Origin of the sequence: Methylobacterium sp. WL1, from assembly GCF_008000895.1 — a bacterium.
GTDB lineage: Bacteria > Pseudomonadota > Alphaproteobacteria > Rhizobiales > Beijerinckiaceae > Methylobacterium.
Genome location: NZ_CP042823.1, coordinates 816,544 through 837,944 on the forward strand (window position 1 = coordinate 816,544; position 21,401 = coordinate 837,944).

The 21,401-nt window shown below is 67.9% G+C and carries 26 protein-coding genes; 9 read left to right on the forward strand and 17 right to left on the reverse strand.

Translation table 11 applies throughout. From position 1 onward, the window contains the following. Positions 1 to 201 precede the first annotated feature (201 nt). Entirely contained in the window at positions 202 to 1,512 is a 1,311-nt protein-coding gene (locus FVA80_RS04295) for an MFS transporter (RefSeq protein ID WP_147907570.1), read from the forward strand. Positions 1,513 to 1,527: 15 nt separating this feature from the next. Here FVA80_RS04295 and FVA80_RS04300 read toward each other — a convergent pair whose 3' ends face one another. Next, on the reverse strand, positions 1,528 to 1,749 hold the full coding sequence (locus FVA80_RS04300; RefSeq protein ID WP_147907569.1) for a hypothetical protein: 222 nt from the start codon (positions 1,747 to 1,749) through the stop codon (positions 1,528 to 1,530). A gap of 61 nt (positions 1,750 to 1,810) precedes the next feature. Further along, complete coding sequence (locus FVA80_RS04305; RefSeq protein ID WP_246692256.1) at positions 1,811 to 3,154, reverse strand: hypothetical protein; 1,344 nt, start codon at positions 3,152 to 3,154, stop codon at positions 1,811 to 1,813. Between the two features lie 343 nt (positions 3,155 to 3,497). On the opposite strand from FVA80_RS04305, the gene flgB reads away from it, so the two are divergent. The 8 genes from flgB to recA all read left to right on the forward strand — a co-directional run bounded on the left by flgB (position 3,498) and on the right by recA (position 11,121). Next, positions 3,498 to 3,902: a flagellar basal body rod protein FlgB gene (gene flgB / locus FVA80_RS04310; protein WP_147907567.1), complete on the forward strand. Its 405-nt coding sequence runs from the start codon at positions 3,498 to 3,500 to the stop codon at positions 3,900 to 3,902. 65 nt (positions 3,903 to 3,967) lie between these two features. Next, the gene (gene flgC, locus FVA80_RS04315; RefSeq protein WP_147907566.1) at positions 3,968 to 4,375 is read left to right on the forward strand and encodes a flagellar basal body rod protein FlgC; all 408 of its coding nucleotides are present in this window, start codon (positions 3,968 to 3,970) and stop codon (positions 4,373 to 4,375) included. Between the two features lie 35 nt (positions 4,376 to 4,410). Further along, positions 4,411 to 4,725, forward strand: coding sequence for a flagellar hook-basal body complex protein FliE (gene fliE / locus FVA80_RS04320; RefSeq protein ID WP_147907565.1), 315 nt, complete (start codon positions 4,411 to 4,413; stop codon positions 4,723 to 4,725). A 55-nt stretch (positions 4,726 to 4,780) separates the two neighbouring features. Beyond that, positions 4,781 to 5,047 (forward strand): flagellar biosynthesis protein FliQ, encoded by a 267-nt coding sequence (fliQ, locus tag FVA80_RS04325; RefSeq protein ID WP_147907564.1) that lies wholly within the window; start codon positions 4,781 to 4,783, stop codon positions 5,045 to 5,047. 51 nt (positions 5,048 to 5,098) lie between these two features. Next, positions 5,099 to 5,860 carry a flagellar biosynthetic protein FliR gene (fliR, locus tag FVA80_RS04330; protein WP_147907563.1) on the forward strand — a complete coding sequence of 254 codons (762 nt, stop codon included), beginning with the start codon at positions 5,099 to 5,101 and terminating at the stop codon, positions 5,858 to 5,860. Between the two features lie 32 nt (positions 5,861 to 5,892). Further along, positions 5,893 to 6,960 carry a flagellar biosynthesis protein FlhB gene (flhB, locus tag FVA80_RS04335; RefSeq protein ID WP_147907562.1) on the forward strand — a complete coding sequence of 356 codons (1,068 nt, stop codon included), beginning with the start codon at positions 5,893 to 5,895 and terminating at the stop codon, positions 6,958 to 6,960. A gap of 198 nt (positions 6,961 to 7,158) precedes the next feature. Then, the gene (locus FVA80_RS04340; RefSeq protein WP_147907561.1) at positions 7,159 to 9,864 is read left to right on the forward strand and encodes a PAS domain-containing sensor histidine kinase; all 2,706 of its coding nucleotides are present in this window, start codon (positions 7,159 to 7,161) and stop codon (positions 9,862 to 9,864) included. Positions 9,865 to 10,029: 165 nt separating this feature from the next. After that, a complete protein-coding gene (recA, locus tag FVA80_RS04345; protein ID WP_147907560.1) occupies positions 10,030 to 11,121 on the forward strand; it encodes a recombinase RecA in 1,092 nt (363 codons plus the stop codon). A gap of 360 nt (positions 11,122 to 11,481) precedes the next feature. On the opposite strand, the gene rpsQ is transcribed toward recA, so the two are convergent. The 15 genes from rpsQ to rpsL form a co-directional block, all read right to left on the reverse strand. Further along, entirely contained in the window at positions 11,482 to 11,748 is a 267-nt protein-coding gene (gene rpsQ / locus FVA80_RS04350) for a 30S ribosomal protein S17 (protein ID WP_147907559.1), read from the reverse strand. A 20-nt stretch (positions 11,749 to 11,768) separates the two neighbouring features. Further along, positions 11,769 to 11,984: a 50S ribosomal protein L29 gene (gene rpmC, locus FVA80_RS04355; RefSeq protein ID WP_058194328.1), complete on the reverse strand. Its 216-nt coding sequence runs from the start codon at positions 11,982 to 11,984 to the stop codon at positions 11,769 to 11,771. 12 nt (positions 11,985 to 11,996) lie between these two features. Beyond that, positions 11,997 to 12,410 carry a 50S ribosomal protein L16 gene (gene rplP / locus FVA80_RS04360; RefSeq protein WP_007569280.1) on the reverse strand — a complete coding sequence of 138 codons (414 nt, stop codon included), beginning with the start codon at positions 12,408 to 12,410 and terminating at the stop codon, positions 11,997 to 11,999. Between the two features lie 11 nt (positions 12,411 to 12,421). Then, on the reverse strand, positions 12,422 to 13,162 hold the full coding sequence (gene rpsC, locus FVA80_RS04365) for a 30S ribosomal protein S3 (protein WP_147853165.1): 741 nt from the start codon (positions 13,160 to 13,162) through the stop codon (positions 12,422 to 12,424). 10 nt (positions 13,163 to 13,172) lie between these two features. After that, the gene (gene rplV, locus FVA80_RS04370) at positions 13,173 to 13,559 is read right to left on the reverse strand and encodes a 50S ribosomal protein L22 (RefSeq protein ID WP_147853164.1); all 387 of its coding nucleotides are present in this window, start codon (positions 13,557 to 13,559) and stop codon (positions 13,173 to 13,175) included. A gap of 1 nt (position 13,560) precedes the next feature. Next, a complete protein-coding gene (gene rpsS / locus FVA80_RS04375; RefSeq protein ID WP_007569276.1) occupies positions 13,561 to 13,839 on the reverse strand; it encodes a 30S ribosomal protein S19 in 279 nt (92 codons plus the stop codon). Between the two features lie 5 nt (positions 13,840 to 13,844). Beyond that, positions 13,845 to 14,681: a 50S ribosomal protein L2 gene (rplB, locus tag FVA80_RS04380; RefSeq protein WP_147853163.1), complete on the reverse strand. Its 837-nt coding sequence runs from the start codon at positions 14,679 to 14,681 to the stop codon at positions 13,845 to 13,847. Between the two features lie 25 nt (positions 14,682 to 14,706). Continuing rightward, positions 14,707 to 15,003, reverse strand: coding sequence for a 50S ribosomal protein L23 (locus FVA80_RS04385; RefSeq protein ID WP_007569272.1), 297 nt, complete (start codon positions 15,001 to 15,003; stop codon positions 14,707 to 14,709). After that, the gene (gene rplD, locus FVA80_RS04390; protein ID WP_147853162.1) at positions 15,000 to 15,620 is read right to left on the reverse strand and encodes a 50S ribosomal protein L4; all 621 of its coding nucleotides are present in this window, start codon (positions 15,618 to 15,620) and stop codon (positions 15,000 to 15,002) included. Before rplD ends, FVA80_RS04385 begins: the two co-directional genes overlap by 4 nt. After that, a complete protein-coding gene (gene rplC, locus FVA80_RS04395) occupies positions 15,620 to 16,357 on the reverse strand; it encodes a 50S ribosomal protein L3 (RefSeq protein WP_058194332.1) in 738 nt (245 codons plus the stop codon). The genes rplD and rplC overlap by 1 nt, the downstream gene beginning before the upstream one ends. Before the next feature lie 50 nt (positions 16,358 to 16,407). Next, positions 16,408 to 16,716 (reverse strand): 30S ribosomal protein S10, encoded by a 309-nt coding sequence (gene rpsJ, locus FVA80_RS04400; RefSeq protein WP_007569268.1) that lies wholly within the window; start codon positions 16,714 to 16,716, stop codon positions 16,408 to 16,410. 79 nt (positions 16,717 to 16,795) lie between these two features. Beyond that, positions 16,796 to 17,986 carry an elongation factor Tu gene (gene tuf, locus FVA80_RS04405; protein WP_147853161.1) on the reverse strand — a complete coding sequence of 397 codons (1,191 nt, stop codon included), beginning with the start codon at positions 17,984 to 17,986 and terminating at the stop codon, positions 16,796 to 16,798. Between the two features lie 57 nt (positions 17,987 to 18,043). Beyond that, the gene (fusA, locus tag FVA80_RS04410; RefSeq protein WP_147909525.1) at positions 18,044 to 20,119 is read right to left on the reverse strand and encodes an elongation factor G; all 2,076 of its coding nucleotides are present in this window, start codon (positions 20,117 to 20,119) and stop codon (positions 18,044 to 18,046) included. A 30-nt stretch (positions 20,120 to 20,149) separates the two neighbouring features. Further along, positions 20,150 to 20,620, reverse strand: coding sequence for a 30S ribosomal protein S7 (gene rpsG / locus FVA80_RS04415; protein WP_007557567.1), 471 nt, complete (start codon positions 20,618 to 20,620; stop codon positions 20,150 to 20,152). Between the two features lie 133 nt (positions 20,621 to 20,753). Next, positions 20,754 to 21,125 carry a 30S ribosomal protein S12 gene (gene rpsL / locus FVA80_RS04420; RefSeq protein WP_007557568.1) on the reverse strand — a complete coding sequence of 124 codons (372 nt, stop codon included), beginning with the start codon at positions 21,123 to 21,125 and terminating at the stop codon, positions 20,754 to 20,756. Positions 21,126 to 21,401: the final 276 nt, after the last annotated feature.

The window sequence follows — 21,401 nt, forward strand, 5'->3', positions numbered from 1 at the left end:
GGAGGGCGCCGCGGCCGGCATCCCTCTCGAAAACAGGCCGATCAGCTTGGCGAAGGGGACGGTCGAACGCAAGGCCGCCGCAGCGGCATCACACAGCTACACCGCCGGCTGGTGGGATTCAGGGTTCCCGCCGGAGCCGCCCCGTGCGAAAGCGCCGCGCTCAACCTGAAGCAGCACCGGCCGCCCGAGTTCCGTCAGACCATGCCGCACAATGTCGAGACCGCGAGCCCGCATGCCGCTGCACCGAGCGCCAGCCCCGGCCGCATCCTGGCCGCGAGCTTCGTCGGCACCGCGATCGAGTTCTTCGACTTCTACATCTACGCGACCGCGACCGCCCTGGTGATCGGCCCGGTCTTCTTCCCGGCGGGGGCGCCCGGGGTGCAGCAGCTCAGCGCGTTCGCGACCTTCGCGATCGCGTTCATCGCGCGGCCGTTCGGGGCGGCTTTGTTCGGGCATTTCGGCGACCGGGTCGGCCGCAAGGCGACGCTGGTCGCCTCGCTGCTGATCATGGGCCTGTCCACCGTCCTGATCGGCTGCCTGCCGACCTATGCCACCGCGGGCTGGTGGGCGCCGGCCGCGCTGTGCATCCTGCGCTGCGGCCAGGGGATCGGGTTCGGCGGCGAATGGGGCGGGGCGGCCCTGCTGGCCGTGGAGAACGCACCGCCGGGCAAGCGCGCCTGGTACGGCATCTTCCCGCAGCTCGGCGCGCCGGTCGGCTTCATCCTGGCCAATCTCGGCTTCCTCTGCCTCAGCTTCGGCCTGTCGCCGGAGAGTTTCCAGACCTGGGGCTGGCGCCTGCCGTTCCTGGCCTCCGCCGCCCTGGTCGGGGTCGGCCTCTACGTGCGCCTGAAGCTCACCGAGACGCCGGCCTTCAAGGCCGCGCTGACCGACGCGAAGCCCGAGCGCGTGCCGTTCGCCACGATGCTGACCCAACACGGCGGCGCGGTGCTGATCGGGACCTTCGCCATGGTGGCGGTCTACGCCGTGTTCTATCTCTCGACGGTGTTCGCCCTGGGCTACGGCACCGGCACGCTGGGCTACAGCCGCCCGACCTTCCTGATGTTCGAGTGCATCGCGGTCTGCTTCATGGCACTCGGGACCGTGATCTCGGGGGCTGCCGCCGACCGGTTCGGCCGTAAGCCGGTGCTGCTCTCCGGAATGGCCGCGGTGTTCGCCCTCGGCTTCCTGATGGGTCCGATGCTCGGGAACGCCGCCTCGGCCGGGACCTGGCCGCCGGTGCTGGGCTTCCTGTGCCTCAGCCTGCTGGCGATGGGCTGGGTGTTCGGCCCCATGGGCGCGGTTCTGCCGGAACTGTTCCCGACCCGGGTGCGCTACACGGGAGCCTCGGTCACCTACAACCTCGCCGGGATCCTGGGCGCCTCGGGGGCGCCCTACATCGCCCAGGAGCTGGCGGCCTATGGCGGGATCGGTTTCGTCGGATTCTATCTCGCGGCTGCCGCCGTGCTCAGCTTCGTCGCCGTCCTGGCCATGCGGGAGAGCGCGTACGATTGAGGGGCGGCCCGCCCCTCACATGCGGGCTTGGGCGGCCGGCTCGTAGCGGCCGATGAACCGCGTCCGGTCCCACAGCTCGATCGCCTCGTCCGTGGCCATGGCCCGGGCGCGGCGGCGGGCCTGCGTGTCGTCGGCGGCCGGCACGATCTCGGCCGAGAACACGCGGCCGGCCCGGTCGAGCTTGAACGCCCGGTAGGCGCGGTTTCGCTGAGCGGTCTGGGCGTCCAGGTTGAGCATCGGATCCTCCTCGGAGCCCGACCCTTCCCAAAACTGGTTAACCGTCCGTCAACGCGTGATCTCAGTTGCGCTTGTCGAGGGGCCGGCCCAGCAGGCGCGCGAACTCGGCCTCGATCTCCTCCACGGAGAACGGGTTGCCGGCGGCCTTCGGCTCGGGCCGTGGCGGCGCGGCGGGTGCAGCCCGCGGCGGCGGCGCGACAGGCGCCGGAGGTGGCGTCGGCTCCACGGGTGATGGTGGGCTCGAGGCCGGGGGCTCGGGCGTCGAAACCGCGGCCGGCGGCGGCTCGGGCGCGGAGGTCGGCGGCTGGAGCTGCTGAGCGGCCGGCGGGACCGGAGAAACAGGTGGTGCGGGCGGAACAGGTGCAGGGGCCGGAGGAGGAGGCGCGGCCGCCATCAGAGCGGCCATGGGATCCACCGGCTCAGGCGCCAGCGCGGACGGTGCGGGCGTCACCGCCGAGGCGGGGCGCGCCAGCGCGGCCTGGAGCTGCCGCGCCATATCGTTGAGCACCGCCGGATCGACGGAGCGCCGCTCGGTCGGGACGGCCAGACTTGGAGCGGCAAGATTTGGAGCGGCCAGACCTGGGGCGGCCAGAGTTGGAGCGGCCAGACTTGGAGCGGCAAGGCTCGAAGCGGCAAGGCTCGGAGGAGTCGGAGCGGACCGGACGGGCTCGTCGCGCTCGGGGGCGGCCTCCGGCATGCGCTCGGAGGCGGGATTGGCGCGCGGCTCGGCCAGCGGCGGCGCGGTGCGGCTCAGGATCCGCCGGGGCGAGAACGTCTCACGGAGCGGCGGCGACGGGGCAGAGGGTTCGGCTGCGCGGGGCTGCGGGACGGCCGGGGCCGAGACCTCCTGGCCCGGCTCGTCACCGCCCAGCAAGCCGACATCGAGCGGGAAGGTGACCGCCGGGGCGGCGGCGGAGCGCGGCACCGGCGGCGGCACCACGACCGGCATCTCGAAACCGGGATCGAACAACGGCTCGGAGCGGCGGCCGGCGATCTCGGCGAGCGCCCGGGGCGGCTCGGCGAGGCGGCCACCCTGGGCCATCGGATCGGGCAACGGCTCGGCCAGGGGCTCCGACCCGCCATCGGCGCGCAGCGTCGCCTCGGGCAGGGGGCGCTGCGAGCGCTGGATGTTGCGCTCGACCACGACGTCGTTGGGGCCGCCGACCAGCAGCAGGTGCTCGACGTTGTCCCGGCGCAGCAGGATCAGCTGCCGGGCCCGGTCGAGTTCGTAGACATCGACGATGCCGAGCCGCGGCTGGCGCCCGCGGGCAGGGGTGCGTCCGGGCAGCGCCAGGCTGCGTCCGGTCAGGCGGCGCACCGTGAACACGATCGCGGCCAACGCCGTGAAGATGACGGCGAAGATCACGACATACTGGACGATGGGAGAGCCCTCAGAACCGAACACGGATTGCAGCCATTGCAAGATTACGCACTCGCACGTTTCGGCCGCCGCAGGGCCGCGCCCGGCACGAGCCTCGCTCATACCACGCCGGCCGCCCCCCAAGGCAAACGACGTTAAGACTTCGTTAACAGGCTCTTAAGTTTAGCGCCATCGAGACAAGAGGTTGTGAAGGACCGGGCGCCGCCATCCCGGGGACCGTCGCCGCGGCCCCGTCCGCGAGCGCCCGACGCGGCGGTTGGCGATCCCCCGACCGGCTTCGCGCGCTTAACGGCGCGTTAACCATGGAGGCGGCAGATTTTGCCGAGCCCGCTCGAACCGACGGGGCATCGCGCACCCGGAGGCGACCATGGCCCTGACCGACCTGCCCGTCCTGGGGATGCTGCGCACCCGGATGCAGTGGGCGCAGGCGCGCCAGGGGCTGATCGCCGAGAACGTCGCCAACGCCGACATGCCGGGCTTCAAGCCGCGCGACCTGGCCGAGCTGCGCTTCGACCGGGCCACCGGCACTGCGGTTAACACCTCTCCGAGCCTGGCGCTGACCAGCCCCGCCCACCTCGCGCCTCCCGGGCAATCCGAGGCCGGGGCCGACGCCAAGGGCGCCAAGCGCTTCGAGATCCGGCCGAACGGCAATGCGGTCAACCTCGAGGACGAGATGATGAAAGCCGGCGACAACCAGTCCGACTACCAGCTCGCCGCCTCGCTCTACCAGCACAGTCTGACGACCCTGAAGATCGCCATCGGCAAGAGCTGAACGTTTCGGACACCGATCGATCGGACGCGCCGTCGAAACGCGCGGCGGAAAAGGGGCCCTGAGCCATGGAATTCAGCAAGTCCCTCACCGTGGCCGCCGCCGGCCTCAAGGCGCAGTCGGGCCGGATGCGGATCATCGCCGAGAACATCGCCAACGCCGATTCCGCGCCGGCCTCGGCCGGGACCGAACCCTACCGCCGCAAGATCCCGTCCTTCACCAGCCACATGGACCCGGAGACCGGGGCCAAGCTGGTGGAAGCGGGCCGGGTCCGGCGCGACACGTCCGCGTTCCGGACCAAGTACGAGCCCGGCAACCCCGCGGCTAACGCCCGGGGCGAGGTGCAGATGCCCAACGTCAACGCCCTGATCGAGAACATGGACCTGCGCGAGGCCCAGCGCTCCTACGAGGCGAACCTCAACATGGTGACGTCCACGCGCAAGATGCTCTCGCAGACGCTGTCGATCCTGAAGTGAGCCCGCCTGACGTGATCCCGAAGGAAGTCTAGCCGATGGCGACGAGCAATTTCGCGGCCGGCGCCTACGCCGCCGTCCAGGGCATGGCGAACGGCCGCCCGGCCCCGAAAATCCAGTCGGCCAATGAGGCCGGCGGCAACTTCATGCAGATGCTGGGCAGCGCCCTGGACAACGTCGGGGATGCCGGACGGCGGGCCGACGGCCAGGCGATCTCGGCGGCGTCCGGCAAGGCCAACGTGGTCGACGTGGTGACCGCGGTAGCCGAGAGCGAGACCGCCCTGCAGACCATGGTTGCGGTGCGCGACCGCATGATCTCCGCCTACGAAGAGATCATGCGGATGCAGATTTGAGCAGACCTCCCGGACCACCGGATTTCCGCTGCCTTCTTTTTGAGCACGACGCCCCATGACCGGCCTGGCCATCCTCGACGTCGCCCGCGACGGCATCTTCGTCTTCCTCAAGGTGGCCGGCCCCCTGATGCTGGTCGCGCTGGCGGTCGGGCTGATCGTCTCGCTGCTCCAGGCGCTGACGCAGGTCCAGGAGCAGACCCTGATCTACGTGCCCAAGATCGTCGCGGTGTTCGCCGCGCTCCTGCTGATGCTGCCGTTCATCGGCGACGCCATGGCGGGCTACATGATCCGCATCGCCGCCCGCATCGCGGCCGGCGGCTGATGGCGCCCTCCGGCGGGACAGGGGCGGCGCGCACGTGCCATAGGGGCGGCGATGAACCTGCTCCTGCCCGGCATCGCCTCGGCCTACCTGATCGCCTTCGCCCGGGTCGGCACGCTGATCATGCTGATGCCCGGGGTCGGCGAGCAGATGGTGTCGCCGCGGATCCGGCTGGCCTTCGCGCTGCTGACCACGCTGGTGCTGTTCCCGACCGTGCGCCCGCTGCTCGGCGGCACCGACGGGCTGGCGGGGCCCCGGCTGATCGGGCTCCTGTTCGCCGAGACGATCGTCGGCCTGGTCCTCGGCCTGTCGGTCCGGATGGTGCTGGCCGCGCTGCAGACCGCCGGGCTGATCATCTCGCAGCAGCTCGGCCTGGCCTACGCCATGACGGTGGACCCGAGCTACGGCGGCCAGCAGGCGGCGCTCGGCAACTTCCTGTCCCTGCTCGGCGTCACGCTGATCTTCGCCGCCGACCTGCACCACCTCGCCATCGAGGGCCTGGCGCAGAGCTACGTGGTGCTGCCTCCGGACGGGGTCCCGGCCTTCTCCGACGCGCTGATGCTGGCGGTGAAGGCGCTCACCCGGGGCTTCACCCTGGCGGTGCAGATCTCCGGGCCGTTCATCGCCTTCGGGCTGCTGTTCAACCTCGGGCTCGGGGTGCTGTCGCGGCTGATGCCGCAATTGCAGGTGTTCTTCCTGGCGGTCCCGGCCTCGGTGCTCGTCGGCATGCTGATCCTGATGGGCTCGCTCGGCGTCATGATGGGCGTCTTTCTGGACGATCTCGGCCGGTATCTCGGCGAATTCGTCGGGCGCTGATCGTCCACGCGCACTGAGGTCGAGCAGGGACGATGGCCGAGGGCGCGGAGCAGGAAGACAAGACCGAGGAGCCGACCCAGCGGCGGCTCGATCAGGCGATCGAGCGCGGCGACGTCGCAACAAGCGCGGAAATCAACACCTTCGCGATCCTCGGGGCGTTCACGCTTGCCCTGGTGATCGCGGCCCCGACCATCGCCCAGAACCTGACCCAGGGCCTCAAGGCCTACCTCGCCAACGCCCACACCCTGCCGGACGACGCCACCGCCATGAAGCAGGCGGCGACCCGGGGCCTGTGGCTGTGGCTGGAGGCGGTGGCGGTGCCGGTCGGGATGGCGGCTGCGGCCGGCCTCGCCGCCGGCCTGCTGCAGCACCCGCTGGTCCTCACCGCCCAGACCCTGGCGCCGAAATTCGACCGGATCTCGCCGATGGCTGGGATCAAGCGGCTGATGGGGGTCGAGGCCCTGTTCCAGTTCGGCAAGGGCCTCGCCAAAATCGGCGCGGTCGGCATCGTCGGCGCAGTGCTGCTCTGGAACGACCGCGACCGGCTGGAGGTGTTCGCCCGGCTGGATCCGGCCGGCAGCCTGCCCGCGATCCTCTCCCTCAGCCTGCGGCTGCTCGCCGGCATGCTGTGCATGCACTTGGCGATCACGCTGGGCGACGCGCTCTACGCGCGCTTCCGCTGGCGCAAGCGCCACCGCATGTCGAAGGAGGAGATGAAGCAGGAGATGAAGGAGTCGGACGGCAACCCGGAGATCAAGGGCCGCATGAAGCAGATCCGCATGGCGCGGGCGCGGAAGCGGATGATGACGGCGGTGCCGACCGCCACCGTGGTGGTGACCAACCCGACCCACTACGCGGTGGCCCTGCGCTACGAGGCCGGCATGGCCGCCCCGATCTGTGTCGCCAAGGGCGTCGATGCCCTGGCCCTGCGCATCCGCACGGTGGCGGCGGAGCATGGCGTCGCGGTGATCGAGAACCCGCCGCTCGCCCGGGCGCTGCACGCCACGGTGGAGATCGACCGCGAGATCCCGGCCGAACACTACCGCGCGGTGGCGGAAGTCATCGGCTTCGTCCTGCGCCTGCGCCGGCGGGCGGCGTAGGAGCGATTGGCAGGATGTGGGCGTCGGCACGACGATCGCATCCCGTGGGCCCGAAAAGCCACGCTTCCTCCACCTTTTTTTGCAAGGCTGCAGCAAGGCTTGGCGCGACGCGAACGGCGCGACGCGGGTGATGCCGTACCGCCCGTGCCCTGCTATGGCCGGCGGGCCTAACCGGGTGATTGTTCTGGAATGATGCCGATGGCCGACGTCACTGGACCTCCGGCGCCCGCGACGGGCACGCAGATCGCGAACCCGCAGGGGACCGGCTCGATCGACCGCTCGGAGCAGCCGGGCCGGGTCGGGCTGCTGCTCGTGCTCGCCGGCCTGCTGGTCGGGGCCGCCATCGGCCTGTCCTTCGTGGCTAACGAGCAGGCGCAGTCGCTGATCGTCTGGCTGCTGGCCCTGCTGGCGATGGCCGGCGTGTTCTTCCTGTTCGCGCTGGCGATCGGGGCGCTTCAGCTCAGCGGTACCGCGACCCGGGACGACATCACCAAGGGCATCGTCGACGCCTCCCCGGACGGGGCGCTGGTGGTCGAGGATGGCGGCCGCCTGATCTACGCCAACGAGGCCTACCTGCGGGTCGCCGGCGGCGACGCGTTCTCGAACCTCGTGCCCGTGGAGCGCATCCTGGTCGGCTCGCCGGAGGTCTCGGAGGCGGTCTACCGCCTGTCGCAGGCTTCGCGGGACGGCCGGGCCCATACCGAGGAAATCCGGATGTCGCCGCCGCTCGGCCCCCAGGCGAACGAGCGCGGCTTCGGCTGGTACCGGGTGTCGGTGCGGCCCCTGGCGCGCCCGCGCCGGGCCGCCTCGCTCTGGACGGTGGCGGACATCACCGCCGAGCGCGAGCGCCAGGAGAACGTCTTCCAGGAGCTTCAGCACGCGATCGATTATCTCGACCACGCCCCGGCGGGATTCCTGTCGATCGATCCGGCCGGCGCGATCGTCTACATGAACGCGACGCTCGCAGCTTGGCTCGGCTACGACCTGGCGAGCGTCGGCCCGGGCGGCCCGCACCTCACCGAGATCGCCCCGGAGGCCGACGTGCTGGTGCGCACCGCCGGCCTGCCCGGGGAGGTCCGCACCGACCGGTTCGACCTCGACCTGCGCCGCCGCAACGGCCACACCCTGCCGGTGCGGCTGTACCACCGCGTCGCCTTCGGCAAGGATGGCAAGCCCGGCTCGTCGCGGACCTTCGTGATCAACCGCTCGGCCGGGGCCGAGACCGACGAGCCGCAGCGCGCCGCCGAAGTCCGGCTCGCCCGCTTCCTCAACAACTCCCCGATCGCCATCGCGACCCTGGACCGCTCCGGCCGGATCGCCCGGGCCAACACCTCGTTCACGCGTCTGTTCGGCACGGTGCCGCGCCAGGTCGACGAGGGCGGTCCGGAGGGGGAGGGCACCCAGGGCGCCGAGCCCAACGTGGCCGATTCGGTGGTCGACCGCGCCTCCCTGGAGGCCGGCCTCGCCCGGGCCGCCAGCGGCCTGTCCGACCCGGAGCCGATCGAGGTCCAGCTCAGCGGCCCGGGGGGCCGCTCGGCCCGGCTCTGGCTCAGCCCGGCCGACAGCAGTGACGCCACCCACAAGGCCGACGAGGCCGAGCGCGTGATCCTGTACGCCCTCGACACCACGGCGCAGCGGCAGCTGGAGCAGCAGGTCGCCCAGGCTCAGAAGATGAACGCCGTAGGCCAGCTCGCCGGCGGCATCGCACACGACTTCAACAACGTCCTCCAGGCGATCATCGGCTACTCGGATCTGCTCCTGGCGAGCCACCGGCCGACCGACCCGGCCTTCCAGGACATCATGCAGATCAAGCAGAACGCCAACCGGGCGGCGGGCCTCGTCCGCCAGCTCCTGGCGTTCTCGCGCCGACAGACCCTGCGTCCGGAGGTGATGAATGTCGGGGAGGGGCTCTCGGAGCTGACCCTGCTGCTCAAGCGGCTGCTCGGCGAGCGCGTCGCCCTGGAGCTGAAGCACGGCCGCGACGTCTGGCCGGTGAAGGCCGACGTCAACCAGTTCGAGCAGGTGATCGTGAACCTGGCGGTCAATGCCCGCGATGCGATGCCGGACGGCGGCAAGCTGATGATCCGCACCGAGAACGTGACCGATCCGGGGCCGATTGCGGCCGTGGAGGGACGCGGCGGCGCACCCGCGGGCGACCACGTCCTGATCGAGGTGCGCGATACCGGCCAGGGCATTCCGGCCGAGCTGATGGAAAAGATCTTCGAGCCCTTCTTCACCACCAAGGAGATCGGCAAGGGCACCGGCCTCGGGCTCTCGACGGTGTTCGGCATCGTCAAGCAATCCGGCGGCACCATCGACGTGCAATCGACCATCGGAGAGGGGACCGCCTTCCGGATCTACCTGCCGCGGCACGTGCCCGTCGCGGAGCCCGAGGAGGCCGCCCCCGCGGTTCCGGCCCTGCCCCGGGCCGACATGCCGGCGACGGCCAAGCCGCCCGGCTCCGTCGATCGCACCGGCACCCAGAAGGCACCGGAGAAGCCGGCCCCGCGCAAGCCCGCTGCCGACCATACCGGGCAGGGGACGATCCTGCTGGTGGAGGACGAGGATCCCGTCCGGGCGGTCAACAGCCGGGCGCTGTCGGCTCGGGGCTACACCGTCCTGGAGGCCGCCTCCGGCCTGGAGGCCCTGGCGATCGTGCGCGAGGGCAGCCAGCCCATCGACCTCGTCGTCTCGGACGTGGTGATGCCCGAGATGGACGGCCCGACCCTGCTGCGCGAGGTGCGCAAGAGCCAGCCGGACCTGAAGGTGATCTTCGTCTCGGGCTACGCCGAGGACGCGTTCCGCAAGAACCTGCCCGAGGGCGAAGCCTTCAACTTCCTGCCCAAGCCGTTCAGCCTCAAGCAGCTGGTCGAGACCGTGAAGAAGACCATGGCGGCCGACTGACGGCGCTCCGGCAAAAAGAGCCCGACCGAGAACCTGAGCGCCGCCCCATCCGGGCGGCGTTCCCATGTCCGGCGGCCTTGCAGAATGAGAACAAAAAGGGTACACAAACGCCGTGTTGACGCGCGTTGTGAATGGCGCGCAACCCCTTCATAAGGAGCCCGCCAGATGGCCCAGCCTGCATTGAAAGTGGTCGACATGCCCCCGGTGGACAAGGACAAGTCCAAGGCGATCGACGCCGCCCTGTCCCAGATCGAGCGTGCATTCGGCAAGGGCTCGATCATGCGCCTCGGCAAGAACGACAAGGTGCAGGAGGTCGAGACCGTCTCAACCGGTTCGATCGGCCTGGACATCGCGCTCGGCGTCGGAGGCCTGCCCCGCGGCCGGGTCGTGGAGATCTACGGCCCCGAATCGTCCGGCAAGACGACGCTGGCCTTGCACACCATCGCCGAGGCCCAGAAGAAGGGCGGCGTCTGCGCCTTCGTGGACGCCGAGCATGCCCTCGACCCGATCTACGCCCGTAAGCTCGGCGTCAATCTCGACGACCTGCTGATCTCGCAGCCGGACACCGGGGAGCAGGCGCTCGAGATCACCGACACGTTGGTGCGCTCCGGCGCCATCGACGTGCTGGTGGTCGATTCGGTCGCCGCGCTGACCCCGCGGGCCGAGATCGAGGGCGAGATGGGCGAGAGCCAGCCCGGCCTCCAGGCCCGCCTGATGAGCCAGGCCCTGCGCAAGCTCACCGGTTCGATCTCGCGCTCGAACTGCATGGTGATCTTCATCAACCAGATCCGGATGAAGATCGGCGTGATGTACGGCAGCCCGGAGACCACCACGGGCGGCAACGCGCTGAAGTTCTACGCCTCGGTGCGCCTCGACATCCGCCGGATCTCGACCCTCAAGGACCGCGACGAGGCGATCGGCAACCAGGTTCGCGTCAAGGTCGTCAAGAACAAGGTCGCGCCGCCGTTCAAGCAGGTCGAGTTCGACATCATGTTCGGCGAGGGCGTGTCGAAGGTCGGCGAGCTCATCGACCTCGGCGTGAAGGCCGGCATCGTCGAGAAGTCCGGCGCCTGGTTCTCGTACAACAGCCAGCGCCTCGGCCAGGGCCGCGAGAACTCGAAGGGGTTCCTGCGCGACAACCCTGAGATCGCCGGCAAGATCGAAGCCTCGATCCGCCAGAATTCCGGCCTCGTCGCCGAGAAGATCCTGGAAAATGTTAAGCCGACCGAGGACGACCTCGACGAAGGCGAGGCCTGACGAACGGCAGACAAGCGGAATGCCAAAGGGCTGGAGCCCTTTGGCAGGGTTCAGCGGGGTTCGAGCCAGTCTCGCGAGCCTCGCAGGGCTCCGCCTTGCACCCGAGAAAGGTCGATGACCCCCTAAAGCCTTGATCGTCCCAGGCCTGGATCGACCGCTCTCGCCCGATCCAGGCCACGCCCCAGAAACGACAACGCCCGGCGCGAATCCGGCCCTATGAGGGTCGAGCTTCGTCCGGGCGTTTGTCGTACTGAACGCCGGGTAGGGAAGAAAGCACCGCATCCGGTGCAACGTCCCGACCGTCCAACTTCCAGCTACGTCGAGGCGGACGCGGAAACCCGCAGCCGCCGCTTCCCTTGATCAGGCGGCTTCGCCGGCCTCGGCGACCGCGGAGGCCTGGTCCTCGACCAGCTTCCAGGTCTTGGTCTTCGAGAAGGGGCGGCACTCCTCGATGAACACCGTCTGCCCGACCTTGGCGACATTCGCCTCGTCGTGGGCATGGTAGTTCTTCGAGCGGCGCACGGTCTTCTTCATCACCGGGTGAGTGAAGCGACGCTCCACCTTCACCACGATGGTCTTCTCGCCCTTGTCGCTGACGACGGTGCCCTGCAGGACGCGCTTCGGCATGGTGTTCTCCTAAGCCCCTGTCAGCTCTTGGACGCCTGCAGCGTCTTCGAACGCTGCAGGGTGCGGACGCGGGCGATGTCGCGGCGGACCTCACGGACGCGGGCGACGTTCTCGAGCTGGCCGGTAGCCCCCTGGAAGCGCAGGTTGAACTGCTCCTTCTTGAGGTTCAGCAACTCGTCGTTCAGCTGATCCGGCGACAACGCCTTCAGATCAGACACTCTCTGGGTCGACTTCACGATATCCTCCGTTCAGTCGGCGATGCGTTGGACGACCCGCGTACGGATCGGGAGCTTGGCGGCACCGAGGCGCAGGGCCTCCTTGGCAATGTCCTCGGCGACACCGTCGACCTCGAACATGATCCGGCCCGGATGGACACGGGCGGCCCAGTAATCCGGAGCGCCCTTGCCCGAGCCCATGCGGACTTCGGTCGGCTTCGAGGAGACCGGGACGTCCGGGAACACCCGGATCCAGACGCGGCCCTGGCGCTTCATCTCACGGGTGATCGCGCGGCGGGCCGCCTCGATCTGCCGTGCGGTAACACGCTCGGGCTCGACAGCCTTCAGGCCGAACTGACCGAAGTTCAGCTCGAAGCCGCCCTTGGCCGCACCGTGGATGCGGCCCTTGAACTGCTTACGGAAGCGAGTCTTTTTGGGTTGCAGCATGGCTTCCTACCTTACGCGTGCTCGCGGCGTCCGCGCTCGCGGCCGCCCTCGCCATCGCGCTCACGGCGTCCGCCGGAGCGGCCACCCTCTTCCTGGGCCTTCTTGTCCTGGGCCATCGGGTCGTGCTCAAGGATCTCGCCCTTGAACACCCAGACCTTGATGCCGCAGGTGCCGTAGGTCGTGAACGCCGTAGCGGTGCCGTAATCCACGTCCGCGCGCAGCGTGTGCAGCGGGACCCGGCCCTCGCGGTACCATTCCTGGCGGGCGATCTCGGCGCCGCCGAGACGGCCCGAGCAGTTGATCCGGATGCCCTCAGCACCGAGACGCATCGCCGACTGCACGGCGCGCTTCATGGCGCGACGGAAGGCGACGCGGCGCTCGAGCTGCTGAGCAATCGAGTCGGCCACCAGGGTAGCGTCGATCTCGGGCTTGCGCACCTCGACGATGTTGATCGTCACGTCAGCCTTGGTCATCGTGCCGACCAGCTTGCGCAGCTTCTCAATATCCGCGCCCTTCTTGCCGATCACCACGCCCGGACGACCCGAGTGGATGGTGACGCGGCACTTCCGGTGCGGACGCTCGATGACGATCTTCGAGACGGCGGCCTGCTTCAGCTGCTTCATCAGGGCGGCGCGAATGGCGACGTCCTCGTGCATCAGCTTGGCGTACTCGCCCTTGCCGGCGAACCAGCGGGAGTCCCAGGTCCGGTTGATACCGAGACGGAGACCGATCGGATTGACTTTCTGGCCCATGAGATCCTCCTTAAGCCGCTTCGGCCTGGCGGACTTCGCGAACCACGATGGTGAGGTTCGAGAAGGGCTTCAGGATACGCGCACCGCGGCCGCGGGCACGAGCGTGGAAGCGCTTGAGCACGAGGGCCTTGCCCACGAAGGCCTGGGTGACGACGAGATCATCGACATCCAGATCGTGGTTGTTCTCGGCATTCGCGATCGCGCTCTCGAGGCACTTCTTGACCTCGGTCGAGATGCGCTTGCGCGAGAACTGCAGCTCGGCCAACGCAGTGTCGACCTTCTTGCCGCGGATCATCTGCGCCACGAGGTTCAGCTTCTGCGGGCTGACACGCAGCATGCGCGCAACTGCCTTCGCCTCGTTCTCGGGGAGCGCGCGGGGGGTGGCTTGCTTGCCCATCTCAGCGCCTCTTCGCCTTCTTGTCGGCCGCGTGCCCGTGGAAGGTGCGGGTCGGCGAGAACTCGCCGAACTTATGCCCCACCATCTCCTCGGAGACGTAGACCGGGATATGCTTCTGTCCGTTGTGCACACCGAAGGTGAGCCCGACGAACTGCGGGAGGATCGTGGAGCGGCGGCTCCAGATCTTGATGACCTCTGAGCGCGAGGAGCCCCGCGCCGCTTCGGCCTTCTTGAAGAGGTAGCCGTCGACGAACGGCCCCTTCCAGAGAGAGCGTGCCATAGCGATTACTTCTTGCGGTTGTGGCGGCTGGACAGGATGAACACGTCGGTCCGCTTGTTGGACCGGGTCTTCTTCCCCTTGGTCGGCACGCCCCACGGCGTGACCGGGTTGCGGCCGCCCGAGGTACGGCCCTCGCCGCCGCCGTGCGGGTGATCCACCGGGTTCATGGAGACGCCGCGGTTATGCGGGCGCTTGCCGAGCCACCGGTTGCGCCCGGCCTTGCCGAGCGAGATGTTCATGTGGTCCGGGTTCGAGACCGCACCGACGGTCGCGAAGCACTGGCCATGGACGAGGCGCTGCTCGCCCGAGTTAAGCCGCAGCGTCACGTAGCCCTGGTCGCGTCCGACGATCTGGGCGTAGTTCCCGGCCGAGCGGGCGATCGCGCCGCCCTTGCCGATCTTCAGCTCGACGTTGTGGATGATCGTACCCACCGGCATCGAGCCGACCGGACCGGCATTGCCCGGCTTGATGTCGACGTTCTCGCCCGTCACCACCTTGTCGCCCGGCTGCAGGCGCTGCGGAGCCAGGATGTAGCTCTGCTTCCCGTCGGGGAAGTTGATCAGGGCGATGAACGCGGTGCGGTTCGGATCGTACTCGATCCGCTCGACCGTCGCCGTCACGCCGAGCTGCTCGCGACGCTTGAAATCGACGTTGCGCAGCACACGCTTGTGGCCACCGCCGCGGAAGCGGACGGTGATGCGGCCGAGGTTGTTACGGCCGCCGGAGGAGCTCTTGCCCTCCGTCAGCGCCTTCACCGGCTTGCCCTTGTAGAGCTCACGGCGGTCGACGAGCACGAGCTGGCGCAGGCTCGGCGTGACCGGTTTGAATGTCTTCAAGGCCATCGGCTTGGATCCCTAAAACCCGTCCTCAGAGCCCGGTCGTGACGTCGATCGTGTGGCCCTCGGCCAGGGTGACGATCGCCTTTTTCACGTCGGAGCGCTGCCCGCGGAGACCGCGGAAAATCTTCTTCTTGCCCTTGGTCACGAGGGTGTTCACCGCCGTGACCTTGACGTCGAACAGCTTCTCGACCGCCTCCTTGATCTGAGGCTTGGTCGCCTTCGGGCCGACCCGGAAGACGACCTTGTTCTGTTCGGTCAGGTTCGTCGCCTTCTCGGTGATGACCGGGGAGACGATGATATCGTAGTGGCGCGGATCGGCACTCATTTGAAACGCTCCTCCAGCGCGTCGACAGCGGCCTTCGTCAGGACGAGCGTGTTGCGGCGCAGGATGTCGTAGACGTTGATCCCCTGCACGGGAAGGACGTCGATCTGCGGGATGGCACGCGCGGCGCGGCCGAAATTCACGTCGACCTCGGCACCGCCGATGATCAGCGCGTTCGAAAGGCCCATCTTGCCGAAACGCTCGATGAGACCCTTGGTCTTGTGATCCTCGATCTTGATGTCGTCGACGACGATCAGGGTCGAGGACTTGGCCTTGGCCGACAGTGCGTGGCGCAGCGCCAGGGCACGGACCTTCTTGGGAAGATCGTGGCTGTGGTCGCGAACGACCGGCCCGAAGGCGCGTCCGCCACCGCGGAACTGCGGCGCCGAGGCAGCGCCGTGACGGGCGTTGCCGGTGCCCTTCTGCTTGTACAGCTTCTTGCGGGTGCGGTTCACGTCCGAACGGTTCTTCACCGCGTGGGTTCCAGCGCGCCGCTTGGCGAGCTGCCAGCGAACCATGCGCTGGAGGAGGTCGGCCCGCGGCTCAAGGCCGAAGATTTCCTCGTTCAGATCGACTGAGCCGGCGCCGGCGCCGTCGAGAGTGGTGATATCGAGCTTCATCAGGCGGTCTCCTCAGCCGCAGGGGCCTCGGGGGCGGTCTGGGCGGACTCGGTAGACGCGCCGTTCTCACGGAACTTGCCCGGCAGCGGAACGTCGGCGGGGAGCTTGCGCTTCACCGCGTCGCGGATCTGGATCCAGCCACCGGCGACACCGGGAACCGCGCCCTCGACCAGGATCAGGCCGCGCTCGGGATCGGTGCGCACGACGCGCAGGTTCTGGGTGGTGACCCGCTCGACACCGAGGTGACCCGGCATCTTCTTGTTCTTGAAGGTCTTGCCCGGGTCCTGACGGCCGCCGGTCGAACCGATCGAACGGTGCGAGATGGACACGCCATGGGTGGCGCGCAGGCCGCCGAAGTTCCAGCGCTTGATACCGCCGGCGAAGCCCTTACCCGTGGTCGTGCCCGTCACGTCGACGAACTGACCCGGAATGAAGTGGTCCGCGGTGATCTCCGCGCCGACCGGGATCAGCGCGTCCTCGGACACGCGGAACTCGGCGAGCTTCTTCTTCGGCTCGACCTTGGCGACCGCGAAGCGACCGCGCTCGGCCGCCGACACGTTCTTAACCTTGGCCTTGCCCACGCCGACCTGGAGGGCGACGTAGCCGTTCTTTTCGACGGTGCGGTGGGCCACCACCTGGCACTGATCGATCTTAAGCACTGTGACGGGGACATGCTCCCCCGCGTCCGTAAAGACGCGGGTCATGCCGACCTTCTGTGCGATGACGCCTGAGCGCATAGGTCTCTCCCTCGCGCGATGAAACGGTAAGCTCTAAATCCCGGCGGGACTTAGAGCTTGATCTCCACGTCCACGCCGGCGGCGAGGTCGAGCTTCATCAGCGCGTCCACGGTCTGCGGCGTCGGATCGACGATATCGAGCACTCGCTTATGCGTGCGCATCTCGAACTGCTCGCGCGACTTCTTGTCGATGTGCGGCGAGCGGTTCACGGTGAACTTCGCGATATGCGTCGGAAGCGGGATCGGACCCCGGATGGTCGCGCCGGTGCGTTTGGCCGTGGAGACGATCTCCTTGGTCGACGCATCGAGGATGCGGTGATCGAACGCCTTGAGGCGGATGCGGATGTTCTGACCGTTCATAATCCTGAAACCTTGAGAGGGACGGCGGGGGGTGCGAGGGCGTGTCCCCGCCGCGCCCTGCTAAGGATGCTATCCTGGCTTAGTCGTTGATGGCGGCGACGACGCCGGCACCGACGGTGCGGCCGCCCTCGCGGATGGCGAAGCGAAGCTTCTCCTCCATGGCCACCGGCACGATCAGCGTGACGTCCATGGTCACGTTGTCGCCCGGCATCACCATCTCGGTGCCCTCCGGCAGCTCGCACACCCCGGTCACGTCCGTGGTCCGGAAGTAGAATTGCGGCCGGTAGTTGGTGAAGAACGGCGTGTGGCGGCCGCCCTCCTCCTTGGTCAGGATGTACGCCTCGGCCTTGAACTTGGTGTGCGGCTTCACCGAACCCGGCTTGCACACGACCTGGCCGCGCTCCACGTCCTCGCGCTTGGTGCCGCGCAGCAGCACGCCGACGTTGTCGCCCGCCTGGCCCTGGTCGAGCAGCTTGCGGAACATCTCCACGCCGGTCACCGTCGTGGTCGTGGTCGCCCGGATGCCGACGATCTCCACCGTCTCGCCGACCTTGACGATCCCGCGCTCGACGCGACCCGTCACCACCGTGCCGCGGCCCGAGATCGAGAACACGTCCTCGATCGGCATCAGGAACGGCAGGTCGATCGGACGCTCCGGCTGCGGGATGTAGGCATCCACCGTCGCCATCAGCGCCAGCACCGCCTCCTTGCCGATCTTGGGCTCCTTGTCCTCCAGCGCCATCAGCGCCGAGCCCTTGGTGATCGGGATGTCGTCGCCCGGGAAGTCGTACTTCGACAGAAGCTCGCGCACCTCCAGCTCGACCAGCTCCAGGAGCTCCTCGTCGTCGACCATGTCGACCTTGTTCAGGAACACCACCAGCGCCGGCACGCCGACCTGGCGGGCGAGCAGGATGTGCTCGCGGGTCTGCGGCATCGGGCCGTCGGCCGCCGACACCACCAGGATCGCGCCGTCCATCTGGGCGGCGCCCGTGATCATGTTCTTCACGTAGTCGGCGTGGCCGGGGCAGTCGACGTGCGCGTAGTGCCGGTTGGCCGTCTCGTACTCCACGTGCGCGGTCGAGATCGTGATCCCGCGCGCCTTCTCCTCCGGGGCCTTGTCGATCTGGTCGTAGGCCGTGAACGTCGCACCGCCCGTCTCAGCCAGCACCTTCGTGATCGCCGCCGTCAGCGACGTCTTGCCGTGATCGACGTGACCGATCGTGCCGATGTTGCAGTGCGGCTTGGTGCGAGCGAACTTTTCCTTGCCCATCAGAGCCTCCTAGATTCGAAATCGTGTTGCGGATGAAGAGGTGGTACCGGCGTAGCCTCAGGCGTACTTGGCGATGACCTTGTCGGCCTCGCCGCGCGGCACCTCTTCGTAGTGGTCGAACTGCATGGTGAAGTTCGCCCGGCCCTGCGACATGGAGCGCAGGTTGTTCACGTAACCGAACATGTTGGCCAGCGGCACCATCGCGTTGATGACGTTGGCGTTGCCACGCATGTCCTGGCCCTGGATCTGGCCGCGGCGGGAGTTCAAGTCGCCGATGACCGAGCCGGTATACTCTTCCGGCGAGACGACCTCGACCTTCATCACCGGCTCGAGCAGGACCGAGCCGCCCTTCTGAAGCGCCTCGCGCAGTGCGGCCCGGGACGCGATCTCGAAGGCCAACGCCGATGAATCGACGTCGTGGTAGGCACCGTCGATCAGCTCGACCTTGACGTCGACCACCGGGAAGCCCGCCAGCACGCCGGCGCCCAGGACCGAGTTGAGGCCCTTCTCGACGCCCGGGATGTACTCCTTGGGCACCGCGCCGCCGACGATCTTCGACTCGAACTGGAAGCCAGCACCCGGCTCGTTCGGCTCCACGACGAACTTGACGCGGGCGAACTGGCCCGTACCGCCGGTCTGCTTCTTGTGGGTGTAGTCGATCTCCTGACGTCGGGTCAGCTTCTCGCGGTAGGCCACCTGCGGCTGGCCGATATTCGCGTCGACCTTGTAGGTCCGGCGCAGGATATCGACCTTGATGTCCAGGTGAAGTTCGCCCATCCCCTTGAGGATGGTCTGGCCGGATTCCTGGTCCGTCGAGACCCGGAAGGACGGATCCTCGGCGGCGAGCTTGGCGAGCGCGATGCCGAGCTTCTCCTGATCGGCCTTCGACTTGGGCTCGACGGCGATTTCGATTACCGGCTCCGGGAACTCCATGCGCTCCAGGATCACGGCCTTCTGCGGATCGCACAGGGTGTCACCGGTGCGGGTGTCCTTGAGGCCGGCGAGGGCGACGATATCGCCCGCGAAGGCTTCCTTGACGTCCTCACGGTTGTTGGCGTGCATCAGGAGCATGCGGCCGACGCGCTCCTTCTTGTCGCGCGTCGAGTTGATGACGTTGGCGCCCGACTCGATCTTGCCCGAGTACACGCGGCAGAACGTGATGGTGCCGACGTGGGGATCGTCCATGATCTTGAAGGCGAGCATGGAGAAGGGATCGGCATCCGTCGGGTGACGGACGACCGGCTCCTCGGTCTTGAAGTCGAGGCCGTCGACGTCGCCACGATCGGCCGGGGAGGGGAGATAATCCACCACGGCGTCGAGCAGGGGCTGCACGCCCTTGTTCTTGAAGGCCGAGCCGCACAGCACCGGATGGAAGGCGCGCAGCTGCACGGCGCGACGCACGAGCTTGTGCATCGTCGCGGCATCCGGCTCGGTACCGTCGAGATAAGCCACCATGGCTTCGTCATCGAGTTCGACGCAGGCTTCGACCAGCTTGCTGCGGTACTCGACGGCCTGGTCCTTGAGCTCCTCGGGGATCTCGACCTCGGAGAAGTCGGCGCCCAGGGTCTCACCGGACCAGACGATCGCCTTCATCTTGATCAGGTCGATGACGCCCTTGAAGCTGGACTCGGCGCCGATCGGCAGCTGCAGGCAGACCGGCTTGCCGGCGACGCGATCGATGATGTCGGCGACGCACTTGAAGAAGTCGGCGCCGATCTTGTCCATCTTGTTGACGAACACGACGCGCGGGACGTCGTACTTGTCGGCCTGGCGCCAGACGGTCTCGGTCTGGGGCTCCACGCCCTGGTTGCCGTCGAGCACGCAGACGGCGCCGTCGAGCACGCGCAAGGAACGCTCGACCTCGATGGTGAAGTCGACGTGCCCAGGGGTGTCGATGATGTTCAGGCGCTTCTCGCGCCAGAAGCACGTCGTCGCGGCGGACGTGATCGTGATGCCGCGCTCCTGCTCCTGCTCCATCCAGTCCATGGTGGCGGCGCCGTCATGGACTTCGCCGATCTTATGCGACTTTCCGGTGTAGTAGAGGATCCGCTCCGTGGTCGTGGTCTTCCCGGCATCAATGTGGGCCATGATGCCGAAGTTGCGGTAGTCCTCGATCGCGTGCGTGCGGGGCATTGGATTGCTCCTGAGAGACGGCGGAACCGCTTACCAGCGGTAGTGCGAGAAGGCGCGGTTGGCTTCAGCCATCCGGTGCGTATCTTCCCGCTTCTTGACGGCGTTGCCGCGGTTGTTCGCGGCGTCGAGCAGCTCGGCGGAGAGCCGCTCGATCATGGTGCGGTCGTTGCGCGACCGGGCGGCCTGGATCAGCCAACGGATGGCGAGGGCCTGGCGGCGCTCGGTCCGGACCTCGACGGGGACCTGGTAGGTCGCGCCGCCGACGCGCCGGGAGCGCACTTCGATCATCGGGGCGACATTGTCGAGCGCAGCGCGGAACACCTCGATCGGGTTGGCGCGGGCGCGGTTCTCGACGATGTCGAAGGCACCGTAGACGATCCGCTCGGCGGTCGACTTCTTGCCCTCGTACATGATCGAGTTCATGAACTTCGTCAGCACCACATCCCCGTACTTCGGGTCCGGGATGATCTCACGCTTCTCGGCAGAGTGACGACGGGACATCTCTTAAACTCTCAAACGAGTCTGACTTAAGCACCTCGCGCAGGCCGCCTGGGCTTTCTTGATGAAGCCGGCGACATCCTTACGAGGCCGTGGAAACGCATCTCTGCGACCGGATAAACTCCGGTCGCCGGTCTTACTTCGGACGCTTAGCGCCGTACTTGGAACGGCGCTGCTTCCGGTTCTTCACGCCCTGCGTGTCGAGCACGCCGCGCAGGATGTGGTAGCGCACACCCGGAAGATCCTTCACGCGGCCGCCGCGGATCATGACGACCGAGTGCTCCTGGAGGTTGTGGCCCTCGCCAGGAATATAACCAATCACCTCGAAGCCGTTGGTCAAACGGACCTTGGCGACCTTACGAAGGGCCGAGTTCGGCTTCTTCGGGGTCGTCGTGTAGACCCGGGTGCAGACGCCGCGCTTCTGCGGGCAAGCGTCAAGCGCCGGAACCTTGTTGCGGCTCCGCTGGATCTTCCGCGGCTGGGCGATCAGCTGGTTGATCGTCGGCATCCTGTGCCCTCTTCCTCGGTCACCTTGGCCGGACCGCCTAGGGCAGTCCGCAAAACGAATATGCGCCGGAGGTCCTGTCACAGACCCTCGGCGCGGTGTGGGCAGAGGAGCACGCTCATAACGAACGCGCTCGTACCTACGGATCTGACTTAGAGCGTCAGGCGATTTGAGCCTTCGGATCGCTCGAGGCGATCGCGGCGCCCAAGGGTCAAACCCTAGGGCCGTCGGCAGCCAATGGCCGTCCGAAGTGGCGCGCTTTTAGCCTCGGTTAACCCG